Below are 21,410 nucleotides of genomic sequence, written 5' to 3' on the forward strand. Positions count from 1 at the left end.
CTTTATCCAATGGGGATGTTTACCTCAGTGTAGCGTATCTCCACTTTTTTTCCCTCTCTGATCAGTGTGGCAAAGAAAGAAAGTATACCCACCCTGCCCCAGAACATGAGGACCACGAGTACCATTTTACCAGCAACCGAGAGTTCCGGTGTAATGCCGAGGCTGAGTCCTACCGTACCTATTGCCGATACAGCTTCAAAGAGCAGTTCTTCAAACGGGAAGTCTTCGGTCATAGAAAGGATCACCGCGCCGACAAAGAAAGTAAGAACGTACAAAAATGCAAGAGCAAGAGCCCTTCTCACTGTCGAATAGCCGACCTTCCTGTGCCAGAAAACATTTTCATCTCTTCCGAGTATTTCGTTCCAAGCGGATACGGCAAGCACTCCAAGCGTGGTCGTCTTGATGCCGCCTCCCGTTGATGCCGGAGAAGCCCCTATCACCATCAGTGCTATCATCAGCACCTTGCCCAGTCCGGAAAATGAATACGGTTTGATCGTATCGAAACCGGCAGTCCTAGTGGTAACGCTTGCAAAGAAAGCGTTCAGTACCTTCGCCCGGTCCGGGAGCCCGGCAAAGCCGCGATCCCACTCTGAAACCATGAACATCAGCGCCCCAGCAGTTATCAGCCAGAAAGTAATAAATAGAACAAGTCTGGAATAATGCGATATTCTCCCTTTATTCTTAATTGCTTCAAGGCAGTTCATAAAAACGGGGAATCCGATACCTCCCAGTATTATGAGCACCATCACTGCCGATGGCACTATGACGGAAAGAGAAAAGCCGTTGAGTCCTCCCGGGACCGTTGAAAAACCGGCGTTGCAGAATGCGCTCACAGAATGGAAAACTGCATTATAGGCAGATCTCCCTGCAGGCAGCCCATGACGGGCAAATCCCCAGTAAAGGACGACTGCTCCCACAAATTCCGAAGCAAAGGTGAATTTTGCGACAGCTTTGAGAAGCCTGACAGCTCCGCTCACTCCCTCAAGACCGAAACCTCCCAGGAAGAAGATCCTGCTCTTGATGCCCATCCTTCTGCCTACCGCGATCCCAAGCATCATAACGGCAGTCATGAAGCCAAGACCTCCTGTCTGGATGAGCGCAAGCAATATAAGCTGCGATGCCATGCCCATCTGTGTGGCCGGATCAACAGTAGCGAGGCCGGTCACGCATACCGCAGACGCAGACATGAAAAGGGCGTCGGCTATCCCTATAGGCATGTTGCAGAGATACCTGCCGGAAGACCATAGCATAAGGGCTCCTGCCAGTATGACCAGCAGGAACCCTAAAACTATCACTTGCTCAACTTTATAGGAAGTATGTACCTTCAATTTACCGCACTGCGGAAACTTATGATTTCAGTGCTGACTGGGCCTTTTCAACAAGTTTCGAGAATGCAGGCATGTCGTTCACCGCAAGGTCAGCAAGCATCTTGCGGTTGATGTTGATCTCAGCCTTCTTCAGTCCGTTGATAAGCGCACTGTAGGCAATACCGTTCGCACGGGCAGCTGCGTTTATACGCATGATCCAGAGCTTCCTGAAATCACGCTTTTTGAGCTTACGCCCGGAAAAAGCGCTTGTAAGAGCATGCAGATAAGCTTCACGTGCCCTGCGGTATACGTTCTTTTTGCGTCCCCAGAATCCCTTTGTGATGCTGTATAGTTTTTTAAGTTTATTGCGGCTTGCGCTTGATCCCTTTACTCGCATTGAATGTCACTCCTCAGTATTATTTCTCGTTAAAAGAGCCCCGGCCTCATGCGTAGGGCATAACTTTCTTTATGTGAGCCTCTACCGCTGCCGGCAGGATACCCTTTTTCCTAAGTGAACGGAGCCGTTTTGAGTTCTTTGAAGAAAGAAGGTGTGAACGGCCGCTCTTCTTGAAGGTGACCTTGCCTGTACCGCTGATCTTAAAGCGCTTTTTTGTTGCGGAGTGGGTCTTCATCTTGGGCATTGCATAGTTCCTCCTCTTGCTTTTATATCTCTGTGACAGAGACGATCACGTATTGTTATTTACTGCTGCTTTCGGGCGCTGCCGGATAAATAAGCTTACTCGCCCTCAGTTGTTGCCTTAGGCTGCTTTTCCTCTTTTTTAGGGGCAGCTTCCGCTTTCTTAGGCGCGGATTCTTTCTTTGCCGGCTTATCCGCTGCGTTTTCCTTCGGAGCCGAAGGCTTCTTGACGGGTTCTGCCTGGACGGCAGGAGCTATCATTATTCTCATGTAAGCGCCTTCCATCCTCGGTTCCATCTCCATCTTCCCAAAGTCGGATATCGCATTCATGACCTTGTTAAGTACTTCTCTGCCGCGGTCAAGAAATGCCATTTCTCTTCCCCTGAAGAAGACAGAGACCTTAACACGATGACCGGCCAGAAGGAAGGTCTTTATCGCCTTTACCTTGAAATCATAGTCATGCTGGTCGATCTTGGGGCGCATCTTGATCTCTTTTACTACCTGATTTTTCTGTTTCTTGCGGGCATCCTTGTCGCGCTTCTGCTGCTGGAAACGATACTTTCCGTAATCCATTATCCTGCACACCGGCGGGGTCGCCTGGGGAGCTACCTCCACCAGGTCAAGTTCAGCCGCTTCAGCCATTGCGAGTGCTTCTTTCGTGCTTATTATGCCGCGCTTGGCGTTTTCTTCGTCGATGAGAAGAATTTCAGTTGCCCGAATGTCGGAATTCACGCGGGGCTCGTCGTCCCTGTTTGCTATGGCGTTACACCTCCTGAGTTAATATATTGCTCAAATTAAAATGAGCCCGGCACAGAACGCGCCAAGCCCATTGGAAATCTCTTCCCGGGTAGACCTGACAACTTGCAGCGTCGGCAGGCGAGAGGCGCACCCTCTGCTTGTAAACCCGTTGATATAAATCAACCTGTGTATGCTAGCACATATTCCTGCTTTTCGCAACAGTAACGATTTTTTAACGCCTTTTAACAGCTCCAAAGAAATATACTTCATGATGAAAATTGCGGATATAACTTTACTCTGTGCTTTGTATAGCCCGTTATTGTCACTATTTGATTATAATAGCAATCGACCTTATGTGTATAGCAGAAAGCAGATGACTTTCGGCCCGCTGTCTCAATATCGCATAGTGGCGGGCATGCACACTTAATAAGGAAAAAGGAGAAAATATCACATGAAAAAAGTATTTGTCCTGTTGCTTTTGACTATTATTTTATCAGTTTCACCCTCCCGCCCCGGATACGCTCCCGCTTATGGAGCAGATGCGAAAGAGGACGCTTCGTTTAAAGAAGTTTTCACACTTGGCAGCAGAGGCATTTCGGAAATTGATAATGAGCGCAAACTCATTATATTCATAAGTGATATTCATCTTGGAGCAGACGACAGCTATAGCGAAATCAATAAGAACAGGGAGCCTCTCGTAAAGTTCCTCGAACAGATCAGAAAAGCCCCAAATATCAAGGAACTGGTAATAGGGGGAGATTTGATAGATCTATGGTTTGTTCCAAGCTCAACGGAAACGTTCAAAGGAAAAACACAGAATGACTTTGTCCGCGTTGTTGCAAAAAACAATAAGTATGTGATCACCGCATTCAATAATATTATCCGCGACGGGAAGATCAAAGTGACATATATTCCGGGTAATCACGATTTAACTGTAACTGCAGAGGACATTGAGAGCATACTTCCCGGAATCCATCAACAGCGTGATGTGCAGGGACTGGGAAGCTATTCACCCGAGGGACATCCTGAAATTATAATGGAGCACGGACATCGCTATAATTTTTTCTGTGCACCTGACCCTATCTCAAACAGGGATATAGCTCCGGGTTCTATATTACCGCCCGGATATTTCTTTACAAGAATAGCCACGACCTCCGTTGTTGAAGGATTCCCAGAGGCTGCAGGCAAAATCCCGGAAGTGACCTTAATTTCCTACGGAGAAGAGCAGATATTTGCGTATATTTACTGGAAAGCCTGGTATGGATTAATGACAGATTTTCCGGTCAACGGCGGTTTTGATGAAAAGATCATAAAAACAAACATCGACGGCTTCACCGAAAACTATTCAATAAGCGATTTAATGCCCTACCAGCTGTCAGCCGGAGGATATATCAACATTAAGTTGTATAAAAAGATCCTTGGCACATGGGATGAACGACAGGCACTCAACCGGGTCTCCGTCAAAATACCGCTGAAAGAAGCCATTATGGAGGCAGGTTCCGGAACCGAAACTGATGCCCAGGCTGAAGTCCAATATTTTAAAAACCCAGATTCTGATAAGCGGATAGTTGTTTTCGGGCATACCCACGAGCCCAGGATCATTGCTTCTCAAAATCTCAGAGGACAAAAAACTATTTATGCCAATTCAGGAACATGGATCGATCAAAACCCCAAATTCCCCACGATGACTTTTGTGGTGATCACTCCGCAGGGGAACAGCTCTCTTCCTCTGTCTCTCTCCCTTTATCACTATTCACCCGACGGGACCATTACAAAAATAGATACTCGATCGCTGTAGCTGAAAAAGGTATATATTGAAACATAAAAATTGAGCCCAAAGAACAGATCCTTTGGGCTCAATTTTTATACAACAGTCGATCGGACTGGCAAATTGTCAAATCGCCGATCGAAAAAGATCTGTTTTTAAAGCGGATCGAACTCCGATTTGAGATGTTCCAGGAAGCCCTCAAAGGTCATGGATCCAAGGTCTCCCTTAGACCTTTCCCTTACCGCAACTGTGCCCTCTTCGGCCTCCCTGGCCCCTATGACCAGCATATACGGGATCTTCTGCATCTGCGCGTCGCGTATTTTCTTGCCCAGTTTCTCATCCCGCGCATCAGTCTCGACCCGGATGTCCGCATCCCTAAATTTCTTTGCAAGCTCATCGGTGTATCCGGCGAAATCCGAACTTACCTGAAGCAGCTTTACCTGCACAGGCGCCAGCCAGTAGGGGAATGCGCCGGCGTAGTTTTCTATCAGTATCCCCATGAACCTCTCGAGGCTCCCGAGGACCGTCCTGTGGAGCATGACAGGGCGGTGTTCCGCGCCGTCGCTGCCGATGTATGTCATGTCGAACTTCTCCGGCATCTGGAAGTCAAGCTGTATCGTCCCGCACTGCCAGGTTCGGCCGATGCAGTCCTCAAGGTGGAAGTCTATCTTGGGGCCGTAGAAGGCTCCGTCGCCCGGGTTCAGCTTGTAGGCAGTCCCGGTCTCTTCAAGAGCTTCCTTTAGCCTCTGCTCCGCTATATCCCAGAGATGGGGATCTCCCATGGAGTTTTCAGGCCTTGTCGAGAGCTCGACATAGTACTTGAAGCCGAAGACATCCTGATAGACATACCTGTCAAGCTCCATGATGGCCTTTATCTCATCCTTGATCTGCTCCGGGGTGCAGTAGATATGGGCGTCATCCTGGGTAAATGCCCTCACCCTCATCAGTCCGTGGAGGGCCCCCGACCTCTCATGGCGGTGTACAAAGCCCAGTTCCGCCATGCGCAGAGGAAGTTCCCTGTAACTGCGTATCGCGCTGTTGTAAACAAGTATTCCTCCGGGGCAGTTCATCGGTTTAACCGCAAACGGGGCTTCATCTATCTCTGTGAAATACATGTTCTCCTTGTAGTGATCCCAGTGGCCCGAACGCAGCCAGAGAGACCTGTCGAGGATCATCGGGGTCTTGATCTCGACATATCCGCGTTTGGTATGTTCCTTCCTCCAGAAAGAAATGAGGTTGTTCATAATGACCATTCCCTTTGGGTGGAAGAAGGGGAATCCGGGGCCTTCCGCGTGTACGCTGAAGAGGTCGAGCTCTTTTCCCAGTTTCCGGTGATCCCTCGCCTTGGCTTCTTCGACCCTGCGGAGATACTCCTTAAGCTCCTCCTCAGACCCGAATGCCGTTCCGTATATGCGGGTCAGCATTTCGTTCTTCTCATCACCGTGCCAGTACGCACCGGCAAGGGAGAGGAGTTTGAAGAACTTGCAGCATCCGGTATGCGGAACGTGGGGGCCGCGGCAGAAGTCAATGAAGTCACCCTCACGGTAGGTCGAAAGGATCTCACCCTCAAGGGCGTCGATCATTTCGACTTTCAGGTCTTCTCCAAGTTTCGAAAAAAGCTCCTTAGCCTGCTCTTTTGTGTGTTCTTCCCTGACCAGGGGGATCTTTTCCTGGGCGATCTTTCTCATTTCCGATTCGATTTTGGGAAGATCCTCGTCTGAGATGGGATCAGGGAACCTTATGTCATAGTAGAAACCGTCTTTGATCGCCGGTCCAATGCCAAACTTCGCCTCAGGCCAGAGCCGCAGGACAGCATGGGCCATTAGGTGCGCCGTTGAATGGCGCAGGAGGTCAAGTCCCTCTTCAGAATCCGGGAAGACCGGTTCCACTGCTGTATCTGAAGTGAACAGTACATCGCAGTCGACCATTTTCCCGCCGACCTTTCCTCCTATTGCTTTTTTAAGGTGCCAGACATCAAGAAGCTGACGTACAGAGGCGCTGTCTGCCTCATAAACTTTACCATCGGGTGTTGAAAAACGTGCCATTGTATCGCCTCCTAATTTGCCTGAACGGCAAATCCTGACAAAATATCTATTTTCTTCCGGTGCTCCCGAACCCTCCGGAGGACCGCTCTGTCTCATCAAGCTCCCCGGCCTTCTCAAGCTCGACCTGGGTCACTTGTGCAAATACGAGCTGAGCTATCCTGTCTCCGGGTTCTATCCTGAAATCCTCTTTGCCGTGGTTAATGAGGATCACCTTAATTTCACCGCGGTAGTCCGAGTCGATAGTTCCGGGTGAATTCAGGACCGTTACCCCATGCTTAAGAGCCAGGCCGCTCCTTGGCCTGACCTGGGCTTCGCACCCAGGCGGCATCTCAAAGTATAGCCCGGTGCCTACGCAGCCCCGCTCCCCGGCCGGTATCAGAGCAGCATCCGAAGCCCTCAGGTCCATGCCTGAAGAGCCCGGTGTGGCATAGCCTGGAAGTGTTATGCCTTCATCAGCTTTTATCCTGACTTTTACAGCTGACATTTTGAAGCCTACTTTTTACGTTCTCTTTCAAAGCGCCTGACAGGACGATGATCCGAGCCTCTGTCAGAACCGAAGTCCCTGCGCGGAGGCCTTCCGCCGTCATCGTGCCTCGGACCTCCCTCGCGCCTTGGGCCTCCCTCGCTCCTTGGGAAATGCGAGAAACGCTCTTCACGCTCTTTTTCTATTGCGGCCTGCTCTGCAAACTCGGGATCCTTCGCAAGATCATCAAGCTGATCAAGAATGCGCTTGCGGCTCAGGTTGACCCTGTGCATTTCATCAATTTCCTTGACTGTTACAAGGACCTTATCTCCTGTATTTATCGCATCCTCAAGCCTGGGGATATGATAGTTGCTGATCTCGCTTACGTGGAGGAGTCCCTCCTTGCCCGGGAGCACCTCTACAAAGACGCCGAAATTCATCATCCTTGTGGCTGTCCCGACAAATGTCTCCCCCGCCTTGACTTCGCGGACGAGATCGTTGATTATCCTGACCGCTGCCTGAGCTGAATCATCGTTGACGGCTGCAATGTATACGCGTCCGCTGTCATCCACATCTATCTTTGCTCCTGTACGCTGTACTATCGAACGGATCATCTTGCCGCCGGGGCCTATGACTTCACGGATCTTTTCCGGATCGATGTTTATCGTAATTATCTTAGGCGCTGTCGATGAAAGTTCAACGCGAGGCGCAGAGATCGTCCCATCCATGATATCGAGTATCTGGAGCCTGCCTTTTTTGGCCTGTCCCAGCGCCTGCGTCAGTATATCCCTCGTTATGCCTCCGGCCTTGTTGTCCATCTGGAGTGCAGTCACTCCGTCCCTTGTGCCTGCGACCTTGAAGTCCATGTCGCCGTAATGATCTTCCAGACCCTGTATGTCGGTCAGTATCCCGAACTTTCCGTTGTCTGCGATAAGTCCCATTGCGATCCCGGCAACTGCCTTCCTGATAGGGACGCCTGCTGCCATCATCGAGAGGCTGCCGCTGCATACGCTTGCCATCGAGCTTGAGCCGTTTGATTCAAGAATGTCGGATACCTGGCGGACCACATAGGGGAATTCCTCTTCGCTCGGGAATACGGCGCTAAGAGCTCTTTCTGCAAGTGCTCCGTGGCCGATCTCCCTGCGTCCGGGGCCGCGCATTGGTCTGACTTCACCCACAGAGTACGGCGGGAAATTGTAATGGAGGATAAACTTCTTGGGAGGCTCGTCAAGTTTCAGCCCGTCCAGGATCTGATCATCCGTGCCCATCATTCCGAGGGTCGTGACCCCCAGAGATTGTGTCTCGCCCCGTGTAAAGAGTGCCGATCCGTGGGTCATTGGGAGCACATCTGTCTCGCAGGTGATCTTCCTGAGTTCATCCATGCTCCTGCCGTCAGATCTGCGCCTGTCGTCAAGGAGGAGTTTCCTGACGCACTTCTTGACCATCTCGTCCATTTTTGCCGCTATGTAGTTCGCTGAATCCGGATGGGACTCGGAGAAATACTCTTCCGCCCTCTTCTGTGCCTCTCCTATAGCTGCGCCGCGCGGCTGCTTTTCATGGATCTGAACAGCTGCGTAAATGTCATCATAGATTTCCTTCTCCATCCATTCATCTATCTCTGTGATAACTTCAGGTGAGGGCAGCTCCGCCTTCGGCTTTCCGACCTTGGCACAGACAGCATCAATGAAGTCAACTATCTTTCTGATGGCCTCATTTGCCAGTTCCATGGCATCGACAAGAAGCTCTTCCGAAACTTCCTTCGCTCCGGCCTCTACCATAGTGACACCGCCCCTGTGTCCTGCGACTACAAGATCCATTGTGCTTCGCGGCATGTCTGTCTCATCGGGATTAACTACAAGTTCTCCATCAATGCAGCCGATGCGCACCGCCCCTATCGGACCGTCCCAGGGAATGTCTGACATGGAAAGGGCAAGCGAGGCTCCGTTTATGGCCAGGATGCTGGCCGGGTTGGCCTGGTCGACAGACATGACTGTTGCGACGACATGGACATCGTTTCGCATCCACTCAGGGAAAAGCGAGCGGATCGAGCGGTCTATCATCCTCCCGCTCAGTATAGCGGTATCGGAGGGGCGTCCCTCTCTTTTGATGAATCCTCCGGGCACTTTTCCCGCAGAATAGAACCTCTCTTCGTAGTCTACAAGGAGAGGGAAGAAGTCTAGCCCCTGCCTTGCTTTTTCCGCAAGCACTGCAGTGACCAGCACTGCAGTCCTGCCGTGCCCCGCAAGAACTGCGGCATTCGCCTGTTTTGCAAGACGCCCTGTTTCAAAGGACATGGTCTTGCCGTATAATTCCAACTCAAATATCTCTTTCATTTTTTCTTTTCCTCCCGTTTTCTGTCTTCAACTGTTGAAGAATAGCACAAAATAACAAAAATGGCGAAGGTATTCACCCTCCGCCATGCATAAGTTGCCTGTTTTTTCAGTAACTTTACCAACCTGTGATCAGTGACGCAGTCCGAGGCGCTGGATAAGCGACTGATAACGGTTGAAATCACGGTCCTTGAGATACTGAAGAAGCTTGCGGCGCTTCCCTACCATGATGAGAAGACCGCGGCGGGAGTGGAAATCCTTCTTATGGATCCTCATGTGGTCTGTAAGCTCACGGATACGCGTCGTGAGGATGGCCACCTGCACCTCTGTGGAACCGGTGTCTGCCCCGTGTACTTTGAATTCTTCGATCAGCTGCTGTTTCTTTTCCTTGTCGATCATGTCGATCACTCCTGTCTGAGCCTGTTGCGCCCGATATTCCCAAAACTCAGGCCAACGTCGCTGTGCGCCGGTCCGTGTGAAGGGCAATGGAAATAATAGCAGAGAGTATCAGATATGACAAGCCGTCCCCGAAAGATCATTATAGCCTTAAACGTTTTTGCCTATGAGTCTTTTTTGCTCTCCCGCGACTCTGCCCTCTTCTTCATCCTCTTGTTGACAGCAGAACAGTAGACTGCAGCAAGCGGATTGTGCCCCAGGACTCTGTCCTTCACAGCAAGAGGGACCACATAGGTGTGTGAGTGCTTAATGAAGAGGGCATCATGACCTACGCATAGTCCAACAACAAGGTTCAGGTCTGTATTCTTTTCTTCAAGCATCCTCGCCTGCTCTATAGGGTTGCAGCTGACCGGCCCCACCCTGTCGCTTGTCGGAGCTCCCATATCGGATTTCGGGATACCGCACACCTTGCAGCAAACTGCCTCGATATCAAAGAAATCGGAAAGGTAGTCGGCAATTTTTGCGGCCTCTTCCTGCAATCCCACACAAAAAGCTAAGCCGAGCTTTTTATATCCCATCCTTGCGGCAAACTCCACCACTTCTTCTATCCTGTTGAGGTCGCCGTAGAACTCTGACTCTACCACGGCTGCGGTCTGCATCATCATTTTTTCGTGAGGGTCCGAGTAGAGTTCGATGCTGTTTCTGACTACGCATGGCTCCTCATCCCTGCACCTTTTGTCGCCGCAAAGATCACATCTCATTAAAATATTCCTCCATATCCTTTGGCAGGGGAGCCGTGAATTCCCTGTTCTTGATGTTTTCCGGAAGTCCCTCATCGTCAGGGAATACCAGTGAATATGCGTGGAGCAGCGGCCTTTTCGCTTTTTTCACGTCACCGCCGTATTTTATGTCTCCGATTATAGGATGTCCGACTGCGGCAAAATGGACCCTCGCCTGATGGGACCTTCCTGTAACAAGTTCAGCTTCGACTCCGCTCCAGCCGTTGCCGTAGGATATGCTTCTGTATCTGGTAAGAGCCTTCTGTCCGTCCGGGTCTATCCTTACGGTGTTCGAAGAGGGATCTTTGAGGACCGGCAGGTCTATCTCTCCCGACTCCTCTGTCCTGCCCTGAACAACGGCCAGATAGATCTTCCTGATCCTTCTCTCCCTTATCAGCTCCGAGAGGTGTCTCAGAGAAAGGCCGGTAAGGGCAACTATTACGGCACCCGATGTATTCCTGTCAAGGCGCTGTACGGTGGAGGGGCGAAAGTCGCTCCTCGCCCAGGCAAGTTCTGTCAGCACCCTTGTAATGAGGGAATCGCCCCCTTTTGTGTCGGGTTGGGTGAGCAGTCCCGCAGGCTTGTTGATGATCCAGAGATATTCATCCCTGTATATCGTTTCCAAGCTGTTCCTGACCGGGATCCTGACATCCCGGTCCGCCGTCCTCTGATCGGGCATGGCGTCCTCCCATGGGACCTGGAGGAACTGTCCCTCTTCGACCCTTGTATCCGGTCTGACCTTCCGGGCATCCAGACGGACTTCCCCGGTCCGGATTGCCTTCATCACTGCCCCGAGGGGGACCCAGGGCCACATGCCCCTAAGGAGCCTGTCTATGCGTCTGCCGGACTGATCTGCCGTAACATAAAACTCTTTTGACATCGTTTTTCCTCTCTGTCGGAGTGTCCCCTGTACCTTGCCCGATCCGGAAACGGTACTGGCGCTACCTTTTCCAGAAACGGCGTCCCGTGGCTGCGTGCCACTGCGATATCGGCTGGTCGTCAGCAAGGTCTTTTACGGAGTCATTCCAGCAGAAGACCCTGAAATCGAGTTCGTCGGCCGCAGAAACTATCATGGCCTCGGGTGTGGCAGGGACAACAGGAGAACCGAACTCCCTCTGTCCGTGATGGCTCAGCAGAATATGAGCCAGCTGGAGCCTGATGGAGCTGTCAAGCTGTGCACTCTCTGCAAGTTCCACAAACATTGAATACCCTATCGCTATATGGTCAAGAACAGCCCCTTCAAGGGTCATCTCCGGGATCGAACCCATCTTGTAGGATCCGAGTTTGCCGAGGTCGTGAAGGAGTCCGCCAGCTGTTACTATGTCGACGTCTATGTCATAGCCCGATGTCCTGAATGAAAGTGCCATCGCCCTGGCACACTCGGTAACTGACAGCGTATGCTCAAGAAGTCCGTTCGCGTACGCGTGGTGGTGGCTCACAGCTGCGGGCCAGTCACGGAACTGCTTCCATGTCTCGCCTTTATATACATATCTGATGAATTCCGCCACTTCCGCACGGCAGGAGGATACGAGCTCCTCATATCTTTTCAGAAGTTCCTCCAGTGCTATCGGCGATCTCGGGAGATACTGCGAAGGGGGGAACTTCTCCTGGTCCAGCAGAGTCAGCTTGTTGAAGTTGAACTGTATCTGCCCCCTGAATTCAGTTGTTTTGCCCTCCACTCCCATCGTACAGCCGGCAACATTCCTAAGCTTCCCGTCATCCAGCCTTTTTGCCGGAGAAGAGGGGTCCAGTTCGGGATCAGACCTGTCAAACCAGACGGCATCCGACCATATCTTTGCCTCAAGCGTACCGGACTGGTCCGTCACAGCCATCTCGAAGTAGGGTTTTCCGTTTTTGTCATTTTTCTGAAAAAGCGAGGATACAACGAATATTGCCTTAAATGATGACCCAGAGGTCATTTTGCGGATATCTTGGCTGTTTTTCAGTGCAGATTGCGTTTCTGGCATATTTATCTTCCTTCCGGTGCATGTTTGCTTCGAAATTCCAATTTAATAATAGACGCTTAAGCCAACTATTGAAAGGGGCAATGCGTTGTTCGTACCGCTGATATATCATTTTTCTCAGTGACAATCTGCTTTTTTTGTGTATAATGACAATGCGGTCTCTTTCACAAGAAAGAGGCAATTATGTTATGTTAATATTTTTTGGAGGGATTTGCTATGAGTTCGGTAAACTGGAATGCAAGGCTTTCGGATATAGCCCTTAACGTCAAACCTTCACCCATCAGGGCTCTTATGAAATACACAAAGACCCCGGGCGTGATATCTTTTGCAGGAGGCAACCCCGACCCTGCTGTTTTCCCTGTTGCTGAGTTTTCTGAAGCTTCTGCGATACTGGCCCGGGAAGGCAGAGATGTCCTTCAGTACGGAGCTACAGACGGTTATGCGCCGCTTAAGGAATACATCGCAAAATGGATGGCTCCGAGGATGGGCCGTGAGACAAAACCGGAAGAGATGCTGATCACAACGGGATCACAGGAAGGGATGGACCTTCTCTGCAGCGTTCTTCTGAACGACGGTGACACAATAATAGTAGAGGGTCCCACATACCCGGGAGCGATCCATGCAATGAGAAACCGCGGAGCCCGTTTCATCTCCGTCCCGTGCGATAAAGACGGCATGTGCGTTGATCTTCTTCCCGGCATTATCGAACAGGGACGCAATGACGGACACAAAATCAAATTCATCTACACGATAGTGAACTTCCAGAACCCATCCGGATCCACCCTTTCTGAGGAGCGCAGGGCGAAGCTGCTTGATATCGCCGAGAAGTATGATCTTATAATCTTCGAGGACGACCCCTACGGACACCTGCGCTACACGGGAAACCACGTACCGACTATCTTCTCTATGGATAAAAAACAGAGCGGAAGAGTCGTCTACGCTTGCTCTTTCTCCAAGATACTGGCCCCGGGAACACGTGTGGCATGGATAGTCGGAGATCCCGAGCTTATGCAGAAACTCGTCATGATCAAGCAGGGTACGAACCTCTGCTCGAGCGTCGTAGCACAGGCACTGGTCTATGAATACTGCAGACTTGGACACCTTGACGGCTTCCTCCCCAAGATCATCGCCCACTATGCGAAGAAACGCGATGCCATGGAGGCCGGATTCAAGAAATACCTGCCGTCCAACACGATCTACAACACCCCGGAAGGCGGCTTCTTCTTCTGGCTGCAGGTCCCCGGAGTCGACTCGACAGCCCTCTTCATGAAGGCGATCGAGCATGGAGTCGCGTTCGTTACCGGTCCCTCCTTCTTCGTAGACGGTTCGGGACTTGATTTCATGCGCACCTGCTTCACATTCGCGCAGCCGGAAGAGCTCGAAGAGGGCGCAAAACGCCTCGGCGAAGCAATAAAGGCTCTTTAAATAAGCGTTCTGACAGCATAAACGGTGCGGCCTCTCTTAGGAGGCCGCTTTTTCCATGCACCGGCAATGTTAAAGCAAACGGCCGTTGATACAACGATCGAAGGAAGATTATAATGGAGAGGCAAAGGGAGGCGGGACCATGGAGGACATCATTACCGCGATGGCTACAGCGTGGGGGGAGGGCGGCATCGCCGTCGTCAGGCTTTCAGGGGAAGGTTCAGTAGATATAGCCGACAAAATATTCGCGGGAAAGAAGAGTCTGGCCGGCCTGCCTGCGCGTTTCCTGACACTGGGGAAACTTCGCTCGGCTGAAGGCGATTTTTTTGACGAGGTGCTCGCTGTAAGGTTTGACAAAGGCGCAAGCTACACGGCAGAGGAGTGCGTGGAGTTTCACTGCCACGGAGGACTCCTGCCCGCACAGAAGTGCATCGAACAACTGTGTTCTGCAGGTGCCAGGCTGGCACAGCCGGGGGAATTCACCCGCAGAGCCTTCGTAAACGGGAGGATAGATCTGCCCCAGGCTGAAGCGGTGCTCGGGATCATCCGTGCAGAGAGCGATGAAGCGCTTTACGCCTCATCAAGGACCCTTCAGGGGACCTTTGCAGAAAAGCTGAGTATACTGCTTGACAGAATGACCGGGCTTGCCGCATTTTTAGAGGTGGATCTGGATTTTCCCGAAGAGGACGATGGTTACATAGCAAGGGACGAATGCGAAAACCGCCTTGATGACCTGATCAGGGAAAGTGGGGCCATACTGGACGGCTGCCGTTCCGGACTGATCCTCCGAGAGGGCATAAGGACTGCCATAATAGGCCGGCCCAACGTTGGCAAGTCATCCTTGCTCAATGCGCTTTTAAAGGAAGAAAGGGCTATTGTCACCCCAGTTCCAGGGACTACCAGGGACAGGATCGAGGAGACCTTGATCCATAGGGGGATACCGATCAGGATCATAGACACCGCCGGCATTCGCGATACTGAAGATGAGGTAGAGTGCATCGGGGTGAACCAGTCGATAAGGTCAATGGCGGAGGCAGATCTCCGTGTCTGGGTAATAGACGCAGGCGACGATCTGACAGAGGAAGAGACGGAACTCGGCAGAAGGGTCTCTTCGATGAAACACATAATCGTACTAAACAAGAGCGACATACCACAAAAGATTTCAGCAGAACAATTAAAAAGAATTTTTCCTGACAGCAGGATCGTCTCTGTTTCGGCCCTCAGATCAGACGGCATCGAAGAGCTTAAGAACATCATAGTAAACGAAATAACCGGCGGCATAAAGGTGACGGGAGGCTACGGTGTTACCTCGAGGCAGATAGAATGCCTGTCGGCGGCCCTTTCGTCACTGAGGGAGACAAAAAAGGTCGTTGCAGAAGGGCTGGGGGACGATCTGGCAATAACATGTCTCTCGGATGCAAGATCCTCGATAGCGAAGCTTCTCGGGATCGATGTCACAGAAAACCTTCTTGACACGATATTTTCGAAGTTTTGCATTGGCAAATAGAGAGATGATATGCTTCTCTCAGGCAATAGAATAGATAAAATATTGAAGGGGGCCAATTTGCCCCCCTTCAATATTTTAAATGCTTAATTGCAGTTCAAGCGAAAACTAGTAGGCCTTCGCAAAAATGGCTTTACGGGCTCCCTCTTTTCCGGTGTAGAAGCATCTGCCTCTCTCGTCAGAGTACTCGAGCGGGTAGCATCTCGGTGTCGCGCCTGTCGCTTCCTTGATGGCCTTTTCATCCTCTTTGCTTCCCTCGAAGAATACCTCGACGAAGCCTCCCTTAGTCTCCAGGATCTCCTTGAACTCAGCCATGCCTGACGCATGGAATGTGTTCTCCTGCCTGAACTTCAGCGCCTTGTCAAAGAGGTTTTTCTGAATATCGTCAAGAAGTTCCGGGATGCGTTTTTCAAGATCTTCCCAAACAATATCGACCTTCTCTCCGGTGTCCCTGCGAACTACTTTGACCTTTCCGGCCGCATATTCCTTCTCTCCGAGCTCCAGGCGAAGCGGTACGCCCTTCTGGAGATGGAAGAAAAACCTGTCGCCCGGGCGAAGATGTTGCTGAGTGTCGACCCGGACAAAGCGTCCGCAAAGGATCTTGTTCAGCGCAGACTGGAGTTCTTTGGCCTTGGGTACTATGATCTCGTCGAATTTTGCCGCATCTGTAGAGATGGGTATAATGACAGCCTTGGTCGGAGCTACCCTCGGCGGCAGAACAAGACCGTCGTTGTCAGAGTGGGTCATGATCAGTGCGCCGATAAGGCGCATCGATACTCCCCAGCTGGTCGTATGTGCAAAGTCCATCTCTCCGTTTTTATTCTGGAACTTTATGTCGAATGCCTTCGCGAAATTCTGGCCCAGATAATGGCTCGTACCCGCCTGAAGCGCTTTTTTGTCGCTCATCATGGTCTCACATGTGTATGTGTTGTCCGCACCCGGGAACCGTTCACCCTCAGTCTTCTCTCCTGGTATGACCGGCAGTGCAAGCTCCTCCACCATTATCCTTCTGTAGACCTCGAGCATGAGCAGGGTCTCGTCTACCGCTTCTTCTTTTGTCGCATGAGCGGTATGGCCTTCCTGCCAGAGGAATTCGGAGGTCCGGAGGAAAAGCCGGGGCCTCTTCTCCCAGCGCATTACGTTGCACCACTGGTTGATCAATATTGGCAGATCACGCCAGGACTGGACCCATTTGCTGTACATATGTCCTATTACTGTTTCCGAAGTAGGCCGTATTATCAGAGGTTCTTCAAGCTCTTCTCCCCCTGCATGAGTAACGACCGCGCACTCGGGAGCAAAGCCTTCCACATGTTCCGCTTCTTTTTCCAGGAATGATTTAGGAATAAGGAGAGGGAAGGATGCATTAACATGACCGGTTTCTTTGAAAGCCTCGTCAAAATGCTTCTGGATGAGTTCCCATACTGAGTAACCGGTAGGTCGGACGACCATACAGCCGCGTACAGGCGCATAGTCAGCCAGCTCTGCGGCACGTATCACGTCAAGGTACCACTGTGAAAAATCCTGTTCTTTAGGTGTTATGTTCTTAGCCATCCGGTTACCTCCATTGTTGTTCCTTCCAGTATTATCGTCGCACAGCAGAACGCTGTGCAGGCTATTGTAACATTTATCTCTGCATTTAGAACAACTTGTCAGAAATATTTGTTTCCCTTGACAATTTACCATTTTATCGTATTCTTAAGGCGAATACTGCAGGTATTTAGCACATTACTATAGGGAGGTATTGTTCATGGCTTTAGAGTGGAAAGATGAGTTCACCGACCAGCTTTGCGACTCGATAGTGGCGATAACAGACAGAGAGGAAGCCTATCGTTTCCTGGAGGATGTGGCCACCTTTTCCGAGATAAGGGCTTTCGCACAGAGACTCCAGGTTGCAAGCCTGCTTCTGAAAGGGATGTCTTATCCCCAGATAGTACAGGCGACCGGAGCAAGCACTGCGACGATCAGCAGGGTCAAGAAGTTTGTTGAATACGGATCAGACGGATACAGGGACGTTCTCGCAAAGCTGGAAAAGACAAAAAAAGAAGAGGACAAGAAGAAGAAAAAATAACCCAAAGACCTGTTTCGGAAGTCAGCCCGCATTTTTTATCCCATTGACGTGGGAGAAAAATTGCGGGCATTATTTTATTATCGCCCATGCGGCAAGATCGTCGATATCCCTCGGAGGAGTCCTGAGTGAGGTCGGAATAAGTCTCCAAAGCCCTTTAGGGGGATGAAGCCTCCAGTATATCTCACGTCCCTTAAGCGTAGTACCGTATTCGTCGGCCGATTCGATATCACAGGCCCCATTTAGCAGCTTTATTAGGTCATCCGAAGATGTGCCGTTGCCTATATATATCTTCTCGACCGTCTTTCCCTCGACAGCCCCAAGGTCCCCTTCTTTTCTCCAACGCCCTAGCAGAGACCAGTTCCCCTCCCTCAAAGCACCTGAAAGGATGGCCTCTTGGGATTTTGGTACTATCGCAGAGAAGAGCAGCGTGCCTGATTCGGCGAAGGCCACCCCTATCTTATGACGGCCGGGATCTATACCGCACTTAATCGAAATCGCCCCTCTCAACAGATTCCCATCTGGGGTACATCCACATCCACTGGTCAGGATATTTTCTGATCCACCCGGATATAAGCTCATTGCAGTCATCTATGCTTTCCTGAAGGTCTTTCCCGTATGGTTTTCCTTCCCTGCCCTTAAGGGCGGGATTGAAATGAAGTTCGAGCTTTTCCGTCCCAAGCCACCGTACGCAATATGCAGGGACGACAGCGCAGCCAAGCTTATCTGCAAGCTTGGCCATTCCTACAGGTGTGCTTGCGGGATAACCGAGGAACGGGGAGACTATTCCTGCCTTTTTGGCATCCTGGTCGACCGGTATCGCGATGATCTCCCCTGCCTGGAGAGCTCTTATCATAGCCTTGAGATCAGAGGCCTTGCCCAGGGCCTTCATGCCCCCAGCATTTCTGAGTTCCATTATCAGATTTGTGATCCTCTCATCCCTCTGGTCTGTACCCAACCCGTTGATCTGATATCCGTTCTGAGCGCACCACGCTCCGGCATACTCCCAGTTCCCCAGGTGCGCTGTTACGATCAGCACGCCCTTGCCGGCATCATAGGCTTCGCGAAGATTTTCCTCACCGTAGACTGTCACTATCTTGTTCAGCTTTGATGGCATAACAGGCAGTCTGATGAACTCAGCCGTAGATTTCCCAAAGTTTCTGTAAGCTCCCCTTACAATGCGCATGGCCTCTTTCTCAGGGATGTTTAGTATCCTTGCGCAGCGTTTTGAGGCTTCCATTAGTTTTTTATGCGTAAAAAGCGGGATGAGCGCACCGACGCAACCGCCAAGCATGACCGCAGTTTTGTGCGGCAGGACAAGTATTGTCTTCCTGAATAAAGAAAGTACCGACCAGATAAAGGACTGCTTATTATTCATCTCTGTTACCTCTCCTGAGAAACTCTCTTTTTGTGGTTTTCTCTATATCATTATCAATATTTTACGATCAAATTGGCAATTATCGGGACAACGACAAGTATTGTGACGATCCTGCATATATTGAACAGTATCGATATAGTTGGGTCTGCGCCTATGTCTACAGCCACTATTGCAATGCCCGTCAGGCCGCCCGGGGTCGTCGCAAAGAGCGAAGTAAGGAAATCCATTTTACATATTTTGGAGAATATCCAGGCAAGACCAAGGGTAAAAGCAAGAAGCGAGAAACTGTACGCCATTGCTGCCGGAAGATATTTTGGCAGTTCGGCTATTGAGGAGAAGTCACTGCCCCTGACAAGCACATAGGCTACGAGCGCTTGTGAGATCCATGAAAGCCACTCGATCTTCTCATCAAGTCCCATGTGCATCACAGCTTTTATTATAAGCCCCACTATCAGGCCTCCGACAAGAGCCCCTGCGGGAAAACCCGATTTGTAGCCTACGGCACTGCCGCCTATTACAGCAAAAAATACCAGATAATTTGGATCCACAACCAGGCCCCCGTTCCTGCCGCCAAGTATACAATAAAAAAGCGCCCCCTAGAACAGGGAGCGCTATTCATTAAATAATTTAACTTAGTCTGCCAGAACAGCCTCTCCCTTTGTCTGTCTCAGGTAAAGGATAGCCAGGATTATTCCCGCCGTTCCGATAAGGCTCAGCATCATACTGTGATGGATGGCCGCAAGTGCACATATCGACATCACAAGGCGCTCATAAACTTTAAGCGTGCGGTAGAACCATCCTTCAAAAGCTCCCGCAAGCACTACAACACCCAGGGTCGCCGATACCACTAGTATCACCAGCTCGTAAAGGACTACGTTCTGGAGCAGTATCATTGGATTGTAGACAAACATGTAGGGCATAATGTACGAGCAGAGAGCGATCTTAGTGGCAGTGAAGCCTGTTTTTGAAGGGCTTGCTCCAGCTATGCCGGCTCCTGTGAATGCTGCAAGGCAGACCGGCGGTGTAAGGTCGGCCATGATCCCGAAATAGAAAACAAAAAGGTGCGCGGAAAGAGGAAGAACATTCATGCCAATAAGCGCTGGAGCGATTATTGTGCTGCAGACTATGTAGTTCGCTGTCGTTGGAAGTCCCATACCCAGCACAAGACATGCGACCATTGCCATTATCAAGGTAAGGAGAAGGTTGCCGCCGGAAATGTCTATTATGTTATTGGAGATGGTAAGTCCCAGTGAGGTCAGCGAAGATGTACCGACGACGAATCCAACCAGGGCACATGCAAGAGCAACGCCAAGCGCACCGCGAGCGCCTTCTTCAAGGGCTTTGATGAGGTCTTTCACTCCCATTCTGGTGTTCTGTTTTAACGAACTTACCAAAATGACAGAAACAACACCGATAAACCCTGCACGAAGGGGAGTATACTTCATCAGAAGCGTCACGATTATCACTATGACAGGAACCAGTAGATGCCCGTCGCGTCTCATTACTTCTCTGACTACCGGGAGCTGATCTGCAGGAAGTCCCTGGAAATTTTCTTTCCTCGCCCTTATGTGTACGTTAGTGAATATCGCGGTGTAATAAATAAAAGCAGGTATTATCGCAGCCGCTGCTATCGTAAGGTATGGGATGCCAAGGAATTCGCTCATTATGAACGCGCCCGCTCCCATTATAGGCGGCATGAGCTGTCCTCCGGTAGAAGCACATGCTTCGACTGCACCTGCATAGTGCGGTGGATATCCTACCCTTTTCATAAGTGGGATCGTAAATGTGCCTGTTGTTGCAACGTTCGCTACCGAAGAACCATTTATCGTACCAAGAAGTCCTGAAGCCACGACCGCAACCTTAGCGGGGCCTCCGGGGGTCCCTCCTGCTACAGCCAGAGCGAGTTCGTTGAAGAACCTTGCTCCGCCGCTCTGAGAGAGGAATGCGCCAAAGATTATGAAGACGATCACAAATGTAGCAGAGACTCCAAGGGCTAATCCAAAAATCCCTTCAGGAGTCAGGTACATGTGCTGGATGATCCTGCTCAGTGTATATCCTCTTATCTGGAACATTCCCGGAACCATATAGCCAAAATGGCAGTAAAGAAGGAACAAAATGCTCATGCATGGCAAAACGTTTCCTACTACCCTTCTGCCTGCTTCAAGGACCAATATTATTGCTGCAATGCCCAGCCATATTTCATAAGGAAGGGGCTCTGCTCCGCGCCTGGCGATATCGTTAAAAAAGAAGATTATGTATCCGATAACTCCTCCGGCTAAGGCTGCAAGTATCCAGTCGTATATCGGAGTCGATGTTTTCGATCCTTTTCTTCCTGCAGGAAAAAGAATGTAAACTGCAACGATAGCAAAGGTAAGGTGGATAGCACGCTGGATGGTGATAGGCATGGTTGCGATCCCCGCAGTGTAAAGATGGAAAAGGGACATGGCACAAAGCCATGCTGTAATGAATTTGCCCTGGAGACCTGTAAGTTTTCTGTATCTGCTTTCAGCGTCGTACTTTTCTATCAGTTCGTTTATCTTTGATTCATCCATTGACACTTCATCAAGGATACTGTGGTTTTGGCCATTTTTGGTAATATTTTCGTCGCTCATAA

Annotated in this window: 20 protein-coding genes; 4 read left to right on the forward strand and 16 right to left on the reverse strand. The window is 50.6% G+C overall.

Features of this window, described 5'->3' with window-relative positions; translation table 11 throughout:
* Positions 1-2 precede the first annotated feature (2 nt).
* The 4 genes from OLM33_03100 to infC form a co-directional block, all read right to left on the reverse strand.
* The gene (locus OLM33_03100) at positions 3-1,328 is read right to left on the reverse strand and encodes a potassium transporter Trk (GenBank protein ID MCW1712657.1); all 1,326 of its coding nucleotides are present in this window, start codon (positions 1,326-1,328) and stop codon (positions 3-5) included.
* 19 nt (positions 1,329-1,347) lie between these two features.
* Positions 1,348-1,704, reverse strand: a complete 357-nt coding sequence (gene rplT, locus OLM33_03105; protein MCW1712658.1) for a 50S ribosomal protein L20 — start codon at positions 1,702-1,704, stop codon at positions 1,348-1,350.
* Between the two features lie 46 nt (positions 1,705-1,750).
* Positions 1,751-1,948, reverse strand: a complete 198-nt coding sequence (rpmI, locus tag OLM33_03110; GenBank protein MCW1712659.1) for a 50S ribosomal protein L35 — start codon at positions 1,946-1,948, stop codon at positions 1,751-1,753.
* A 95-nt stretch (positions 1,949-2,043) separates the two neighbouring features.
* Positions 2,044-2,703: a translation initiation factor IF-3 gene (gene infC, locus OLM33_03115; protein ID MCW1712660.1), complete on the reverse strand. Its 660-nt coding sequence runs from the start codon at positions 2,701-2,703 to the stop codon at positions 2,044-2,046.
* Between the two features lie 430 nt (positions 2,704-3,133).
* Here infC and OLM33_03120 point away from each other — a divergent pair, with 430 nt between their 5' ends.
* On the forward strand, positions 3,134-4,480 hold the full coding sequence (locus tag OLM33_03120) for a metallophosphoesterase (protein ID MCW1712661.1): 1,347 nt from the start codon (positions 3,134-3,136) through the stop codon (positions 4,478-4,480).
* 125 nt (positions 4,481-4,605) lie between these two features.
* Here OLM33_03120 and thrS read toward each other — a convergent pair whose 3' ends face one another.
* The 7 genes from thrS to OLM33_03155 all read right to left on the reverse strand — a co-directional run bounded on the left by thrS (position 4,606) and on the right by OLM33_03155 (position 12,382).
* Positions 4,606-6,495: a threonine--tRNA ligase gene (thrS, locus tag OLM33_03125; GenBank protein ID MCW1712662.1), complete on the reverse strand. Its 1,890-nt coding sequence runs from the start codon at positions 6,493-6,495 to the stop codon at positions 4,606-4,608.
* Positions 6,496-6,541: 46 nt separating this feature from the next.
* Positions 6,542-6,979, reverse strand: a complete 438-nt coding sequence (gene dut, locus OLM33_03130; protein ID MCW1712663.1) for a dUTP diphosphatase — start codon at positions 6,977-6,979, stop codon at positions 6,542-6,544.
* 8 nt (positions 6,980-6,987) lie between these two features.
* A complete protein-coding gene (locus OLM33_03135) occupies positions 6,988-9,291 on the reverse strand; it encodes a polyribonucleotide nucleotidyltransferase (GenBank protein ID MCW1712664.1) in 2,304 nt (767 codons plus the stop codon).
* A 129-nt stretch (positions 9,292-9,420) separates the two neighbouring features.
* Positions 9,421-9,687: a 30S ribosomal protein S15 gene (gene rpsO / locus OLM33_03140; GenBank protein ID MCW1712665.1), complete on the reverse strand. Its 267-nt coding sequence runs from the start codon at positions 9,685-9,687 to the stop codon at positions 9,421-9,423.
* Positions 9,688-9,848: 161 nt separating this feature from the next.
* Complete coding sequence (locus OLM33_03145) at positions 9,849-10,445, reverse strand: DUF1847 domain-containing protein (protein MCW1712666.1); 597 nt, start codon at positions 10,443-10,445, stop codon at positions 9,849-9,851.
* Positions 10,435-11,343, reverse strand: coding sequence for an RluA family pseudouridine synthase (locus OLM33_03150; protein ID MCW1712667.1), 909 nt, complete (start codon positions 11,341-11,343; stop codon positions 10,435-10,437). Before OLM33_03150 ends, OLM33_03145 begins: the two co-directional genes overlap by 11 nt.
* Positions 11,344-11,404: 61 nt before the next feature.
* A complete protein-coding gene (locus OLM33_03155) occupies positions 11,405-12,382 on the reverse strand; it encodes an HD domain-containing protein (GenBank protein ID MCW1712668.1) in 978 nt (325 codons plus the stop codon).
* A gap of 261 nt (positions 12,383-12,643) precedes the next feature.
* Here OLM33_03155 and OLM33_03160 point away from each other — a divergent pair, with 261 nt between their 5' ends.
* Entirely contained in the window at positions 12,644-13,852 is a 1,209-nt protein-coding gene (locus tag OLM33_03160) for a PLP-dependent aminotransferase family protein (protein ID MCW1712669.1), read from the forward strand.
* Between the two features lie 139 nt (positions 13,853-13,991).
* Positions 13,992-15,356, forward strand: coding sequence for a tRNA uridine-5-carboxymethylaminomethyl(34) synthesis GTPase MnmE (gene mnmE, locus OLM33_03165; GenBank protein MCW1712670.1), 1,365 nt, complete (start codon positions 13,992-13,994; stop codon positions 15,354-15,356).
* 105 nt (positions 15,357-15,461) lie between these two features.
* Here the strand turns inward: mnmE and proS are convergent, their stop codons facing one another.
* On the reverse strand, positions 15,462-16,904 hold the full coding sequence (gene proS / locus OLM33_03170; protein MCW1712671.1) for a proline--tRNA ligase: 1,443 nt from the start codon (positions 16,902-16,904) through the stop codon (positions 15,462-15,464).
* Positions 16,905-17,100: 196 nt separating this feature from the next.
* Here proS and OLM33_03175 point away from each other — a divergent pair, with 196 nt between their 5' ends.
* On the forward strand, positions 17,101-17,421 hold the full coding sequence (locus OLM33_03175) for a YerC/YecD family TrpR-related protein (GenBank protein MCW1712672.1): 321 nt from the start codon (positions 17,101-17,103) through the stop codon (positions 17,419-17,421).
* A gap of 69 nt (positions 17,422-17,490) precedes the next feature.
* On the opposite strand, the gene OLM33_03180 is transcribed toward OLM33_03175, so the two are convergent.
* The 4 genes from OLM33_03180 to OLM33_03195 all read right to left on the reverse strand — a co-directional run bounded on the left by OLM33_03180 (position 17,491) and on the right by OLM33_03195 (position 21,408).
* Positions 17,491-17,928 carry an endonuclease gene (locus tag OLM33_03180; GenBank protein MCW1712673.1) on the reverse strand — a complete coding sequence of 146 codons (438 nt, stop codon included), beginning with the start codon at positions 17,926-17,928 and terminating at the stop codon, positions 17,491-17,493.
* On the reverse strand, positions 17,906-18,796 hold the full coding sequence (locus OLM33_03185) for a lysophospholipid acyltransferase family protein (GenBank protein ID MCW1712674.1): 891 nt from the start codon (positions 18,794-18,796) through the stop codon (positions 17,906-17,908). The genes OLM33_03180 and OLM33_03185 overlap by 23 nt, the downstream gene beginning before the upstream one ends.
* Before the next feature lie 53 nt (positions 18,797-18,849).
* On the reverse strand, positions 18,850-19,344 hold the full coding sequence (locus OLM33_03190; protein ID MCW1712675.1) for an AbrB family transcriptional regulator: 495 nt from the start codon (positions 19,342-19,344) through the stop codon (positions 18,850-18,852).
* An 84-nt stretch (positions 19,345-19,428) separates the two neighbouring features.
* Complete coding sequence (locus tag OLM33_03195) at positions 19,429-21,408, reverse strand: TRAP transporter permease (GenBank protein ID MCW1712676.1); 1,980 nt, start codon at positions 21,406-21,408, stop codon at positions 19,429-19,431.
* Between the last annotated feature and the right edge of the window lie 2 nt (positions 21,409-21,410).

Source organism: Synergistaceae bacterium DZ-S4, assembly GCA_025943965.1.
GTDB lineage: Bacteria > Synergistota > Synergistia > Synergistales > Synergistaceae > Caenicola > Caenicola nitritireducens.

What these genes read in the sequence shown, in the direction of transcription:
- OLM33_03175 (MCW1712672.1), top strand. Translation starts at nt 17,101, where the DNA reads ATGGCTTTAGAGTGGAAAGATGAGTTCACCGACCAGCTTTGCGACTCG.
- OLM33_03195 (MCW1712676.1), bottom strand. Translation starts at nt 21,408, where the DNA reads ATGAGCGACGAAAATATTACCAAAAATGGCCAAAACCACAGTATCCTT.
- OLM33_03150 (MCW1712667.1), bottom strand. Translation starts at nt 11,343, where the DNA reads ATGTCAAAAGAGTTTTATGTTACGGCAGATCAGTCCGGCAGACGCATA.
- rplT (MCW1712658.1), bottom strand. Translation starts at nt 1,704, where the DNA reads ATGCGAGTAAAGGGATCAAGCGCAAGCCGCAATAAACTTAAAAAACTA.
- OLM33_03160 (MCW1712669.1), top strand. Translation starts at nt 12,644, where the DNA reads ATGAGTTCGGTAAACTGGAATGCAAGGCTTTCGGATATAGCCCTTAAC.
- OLM33_03185 (MCW1712674.1), bottom strand. Translation starts at nt 18,796, where the DNA reads ATGAATAATAAGCAGTCCTTTATCTGGTCGGTACTTTCTTTATTCAGG.
- dut (MCW1712663.1), bottom strand. Translation starts at nt 6,979, where the DNA reads ATGTCAGCTGTAAAAGTCAGGATAAAAGCTGATGAAGGCATAACACTT.
- mnmE (MCW1712670.1), top strand. Translation starts at nt 13,992, where the DNA reads ATGGAGGACATCATTACCGCGATGGCTACAGCGTGGGGGGAGGGCGGC.
- rpsO (MCW1712665.1), bottom strand. Translation starts at nt 9,687, where the DNA reads ATGATCGACAAGGAAAAGAAACAGCAGCTGATCGAAGAATTCAAAGTA.
- OLM33_03155 (MCW1712668.1), bottom strand. Translation starts at nt 12,382, where the DNA reads ATGACCTCTGGGTCATCATTTAAGGCAATATTCGTTGTATCCTCGCTT.
- thrS (MCW1712662.1), bottom strand. Translation starts at nt 6,495, where the DNA reads ATGGCACGTTTTTCAACACCCGATGGTAAAGTTTATGAGGCAGACAGC.
- rpmI (MCW1712659.1), bottom strand. Translation starts at nt 1,948, where the DNA reads ATGCCCAAGATGAAGACCCACTCCGCAACAAAAAAGCGCTTTAAGATC.
- OLM33_03145 (MCW1712666.1), bottom strand. Translation starts at nt 10,445, where the DNA reads ATGAGATGTGATCTTTGCGGCGACAAAAGGTGCAGGGATGAGGAGCCA.
- OLM33_03135 (MCW1712664.1), bottom strand. Translation starts at nt 9,291, where the DNA reads ATGAAAGAGATATTTGAGTTGGAATTATACGGCAAGACCATGTCCTTT.
- proS (MCW1712671.1), bottom strand. Translation starts at nt 16,904, where the DNA reads ATGGCTAAGAACATAACACCTAAAGAACAGGATTTTTCACAGTGGTAC.
- OLM33_03120 (MCW1712661.1), top strand. Translation starts at nt 3,134, where the DNA reads ATGAAAAAAGTATTTGTCCTGTTGCTTTTGACTATTATTTTATCAGTT.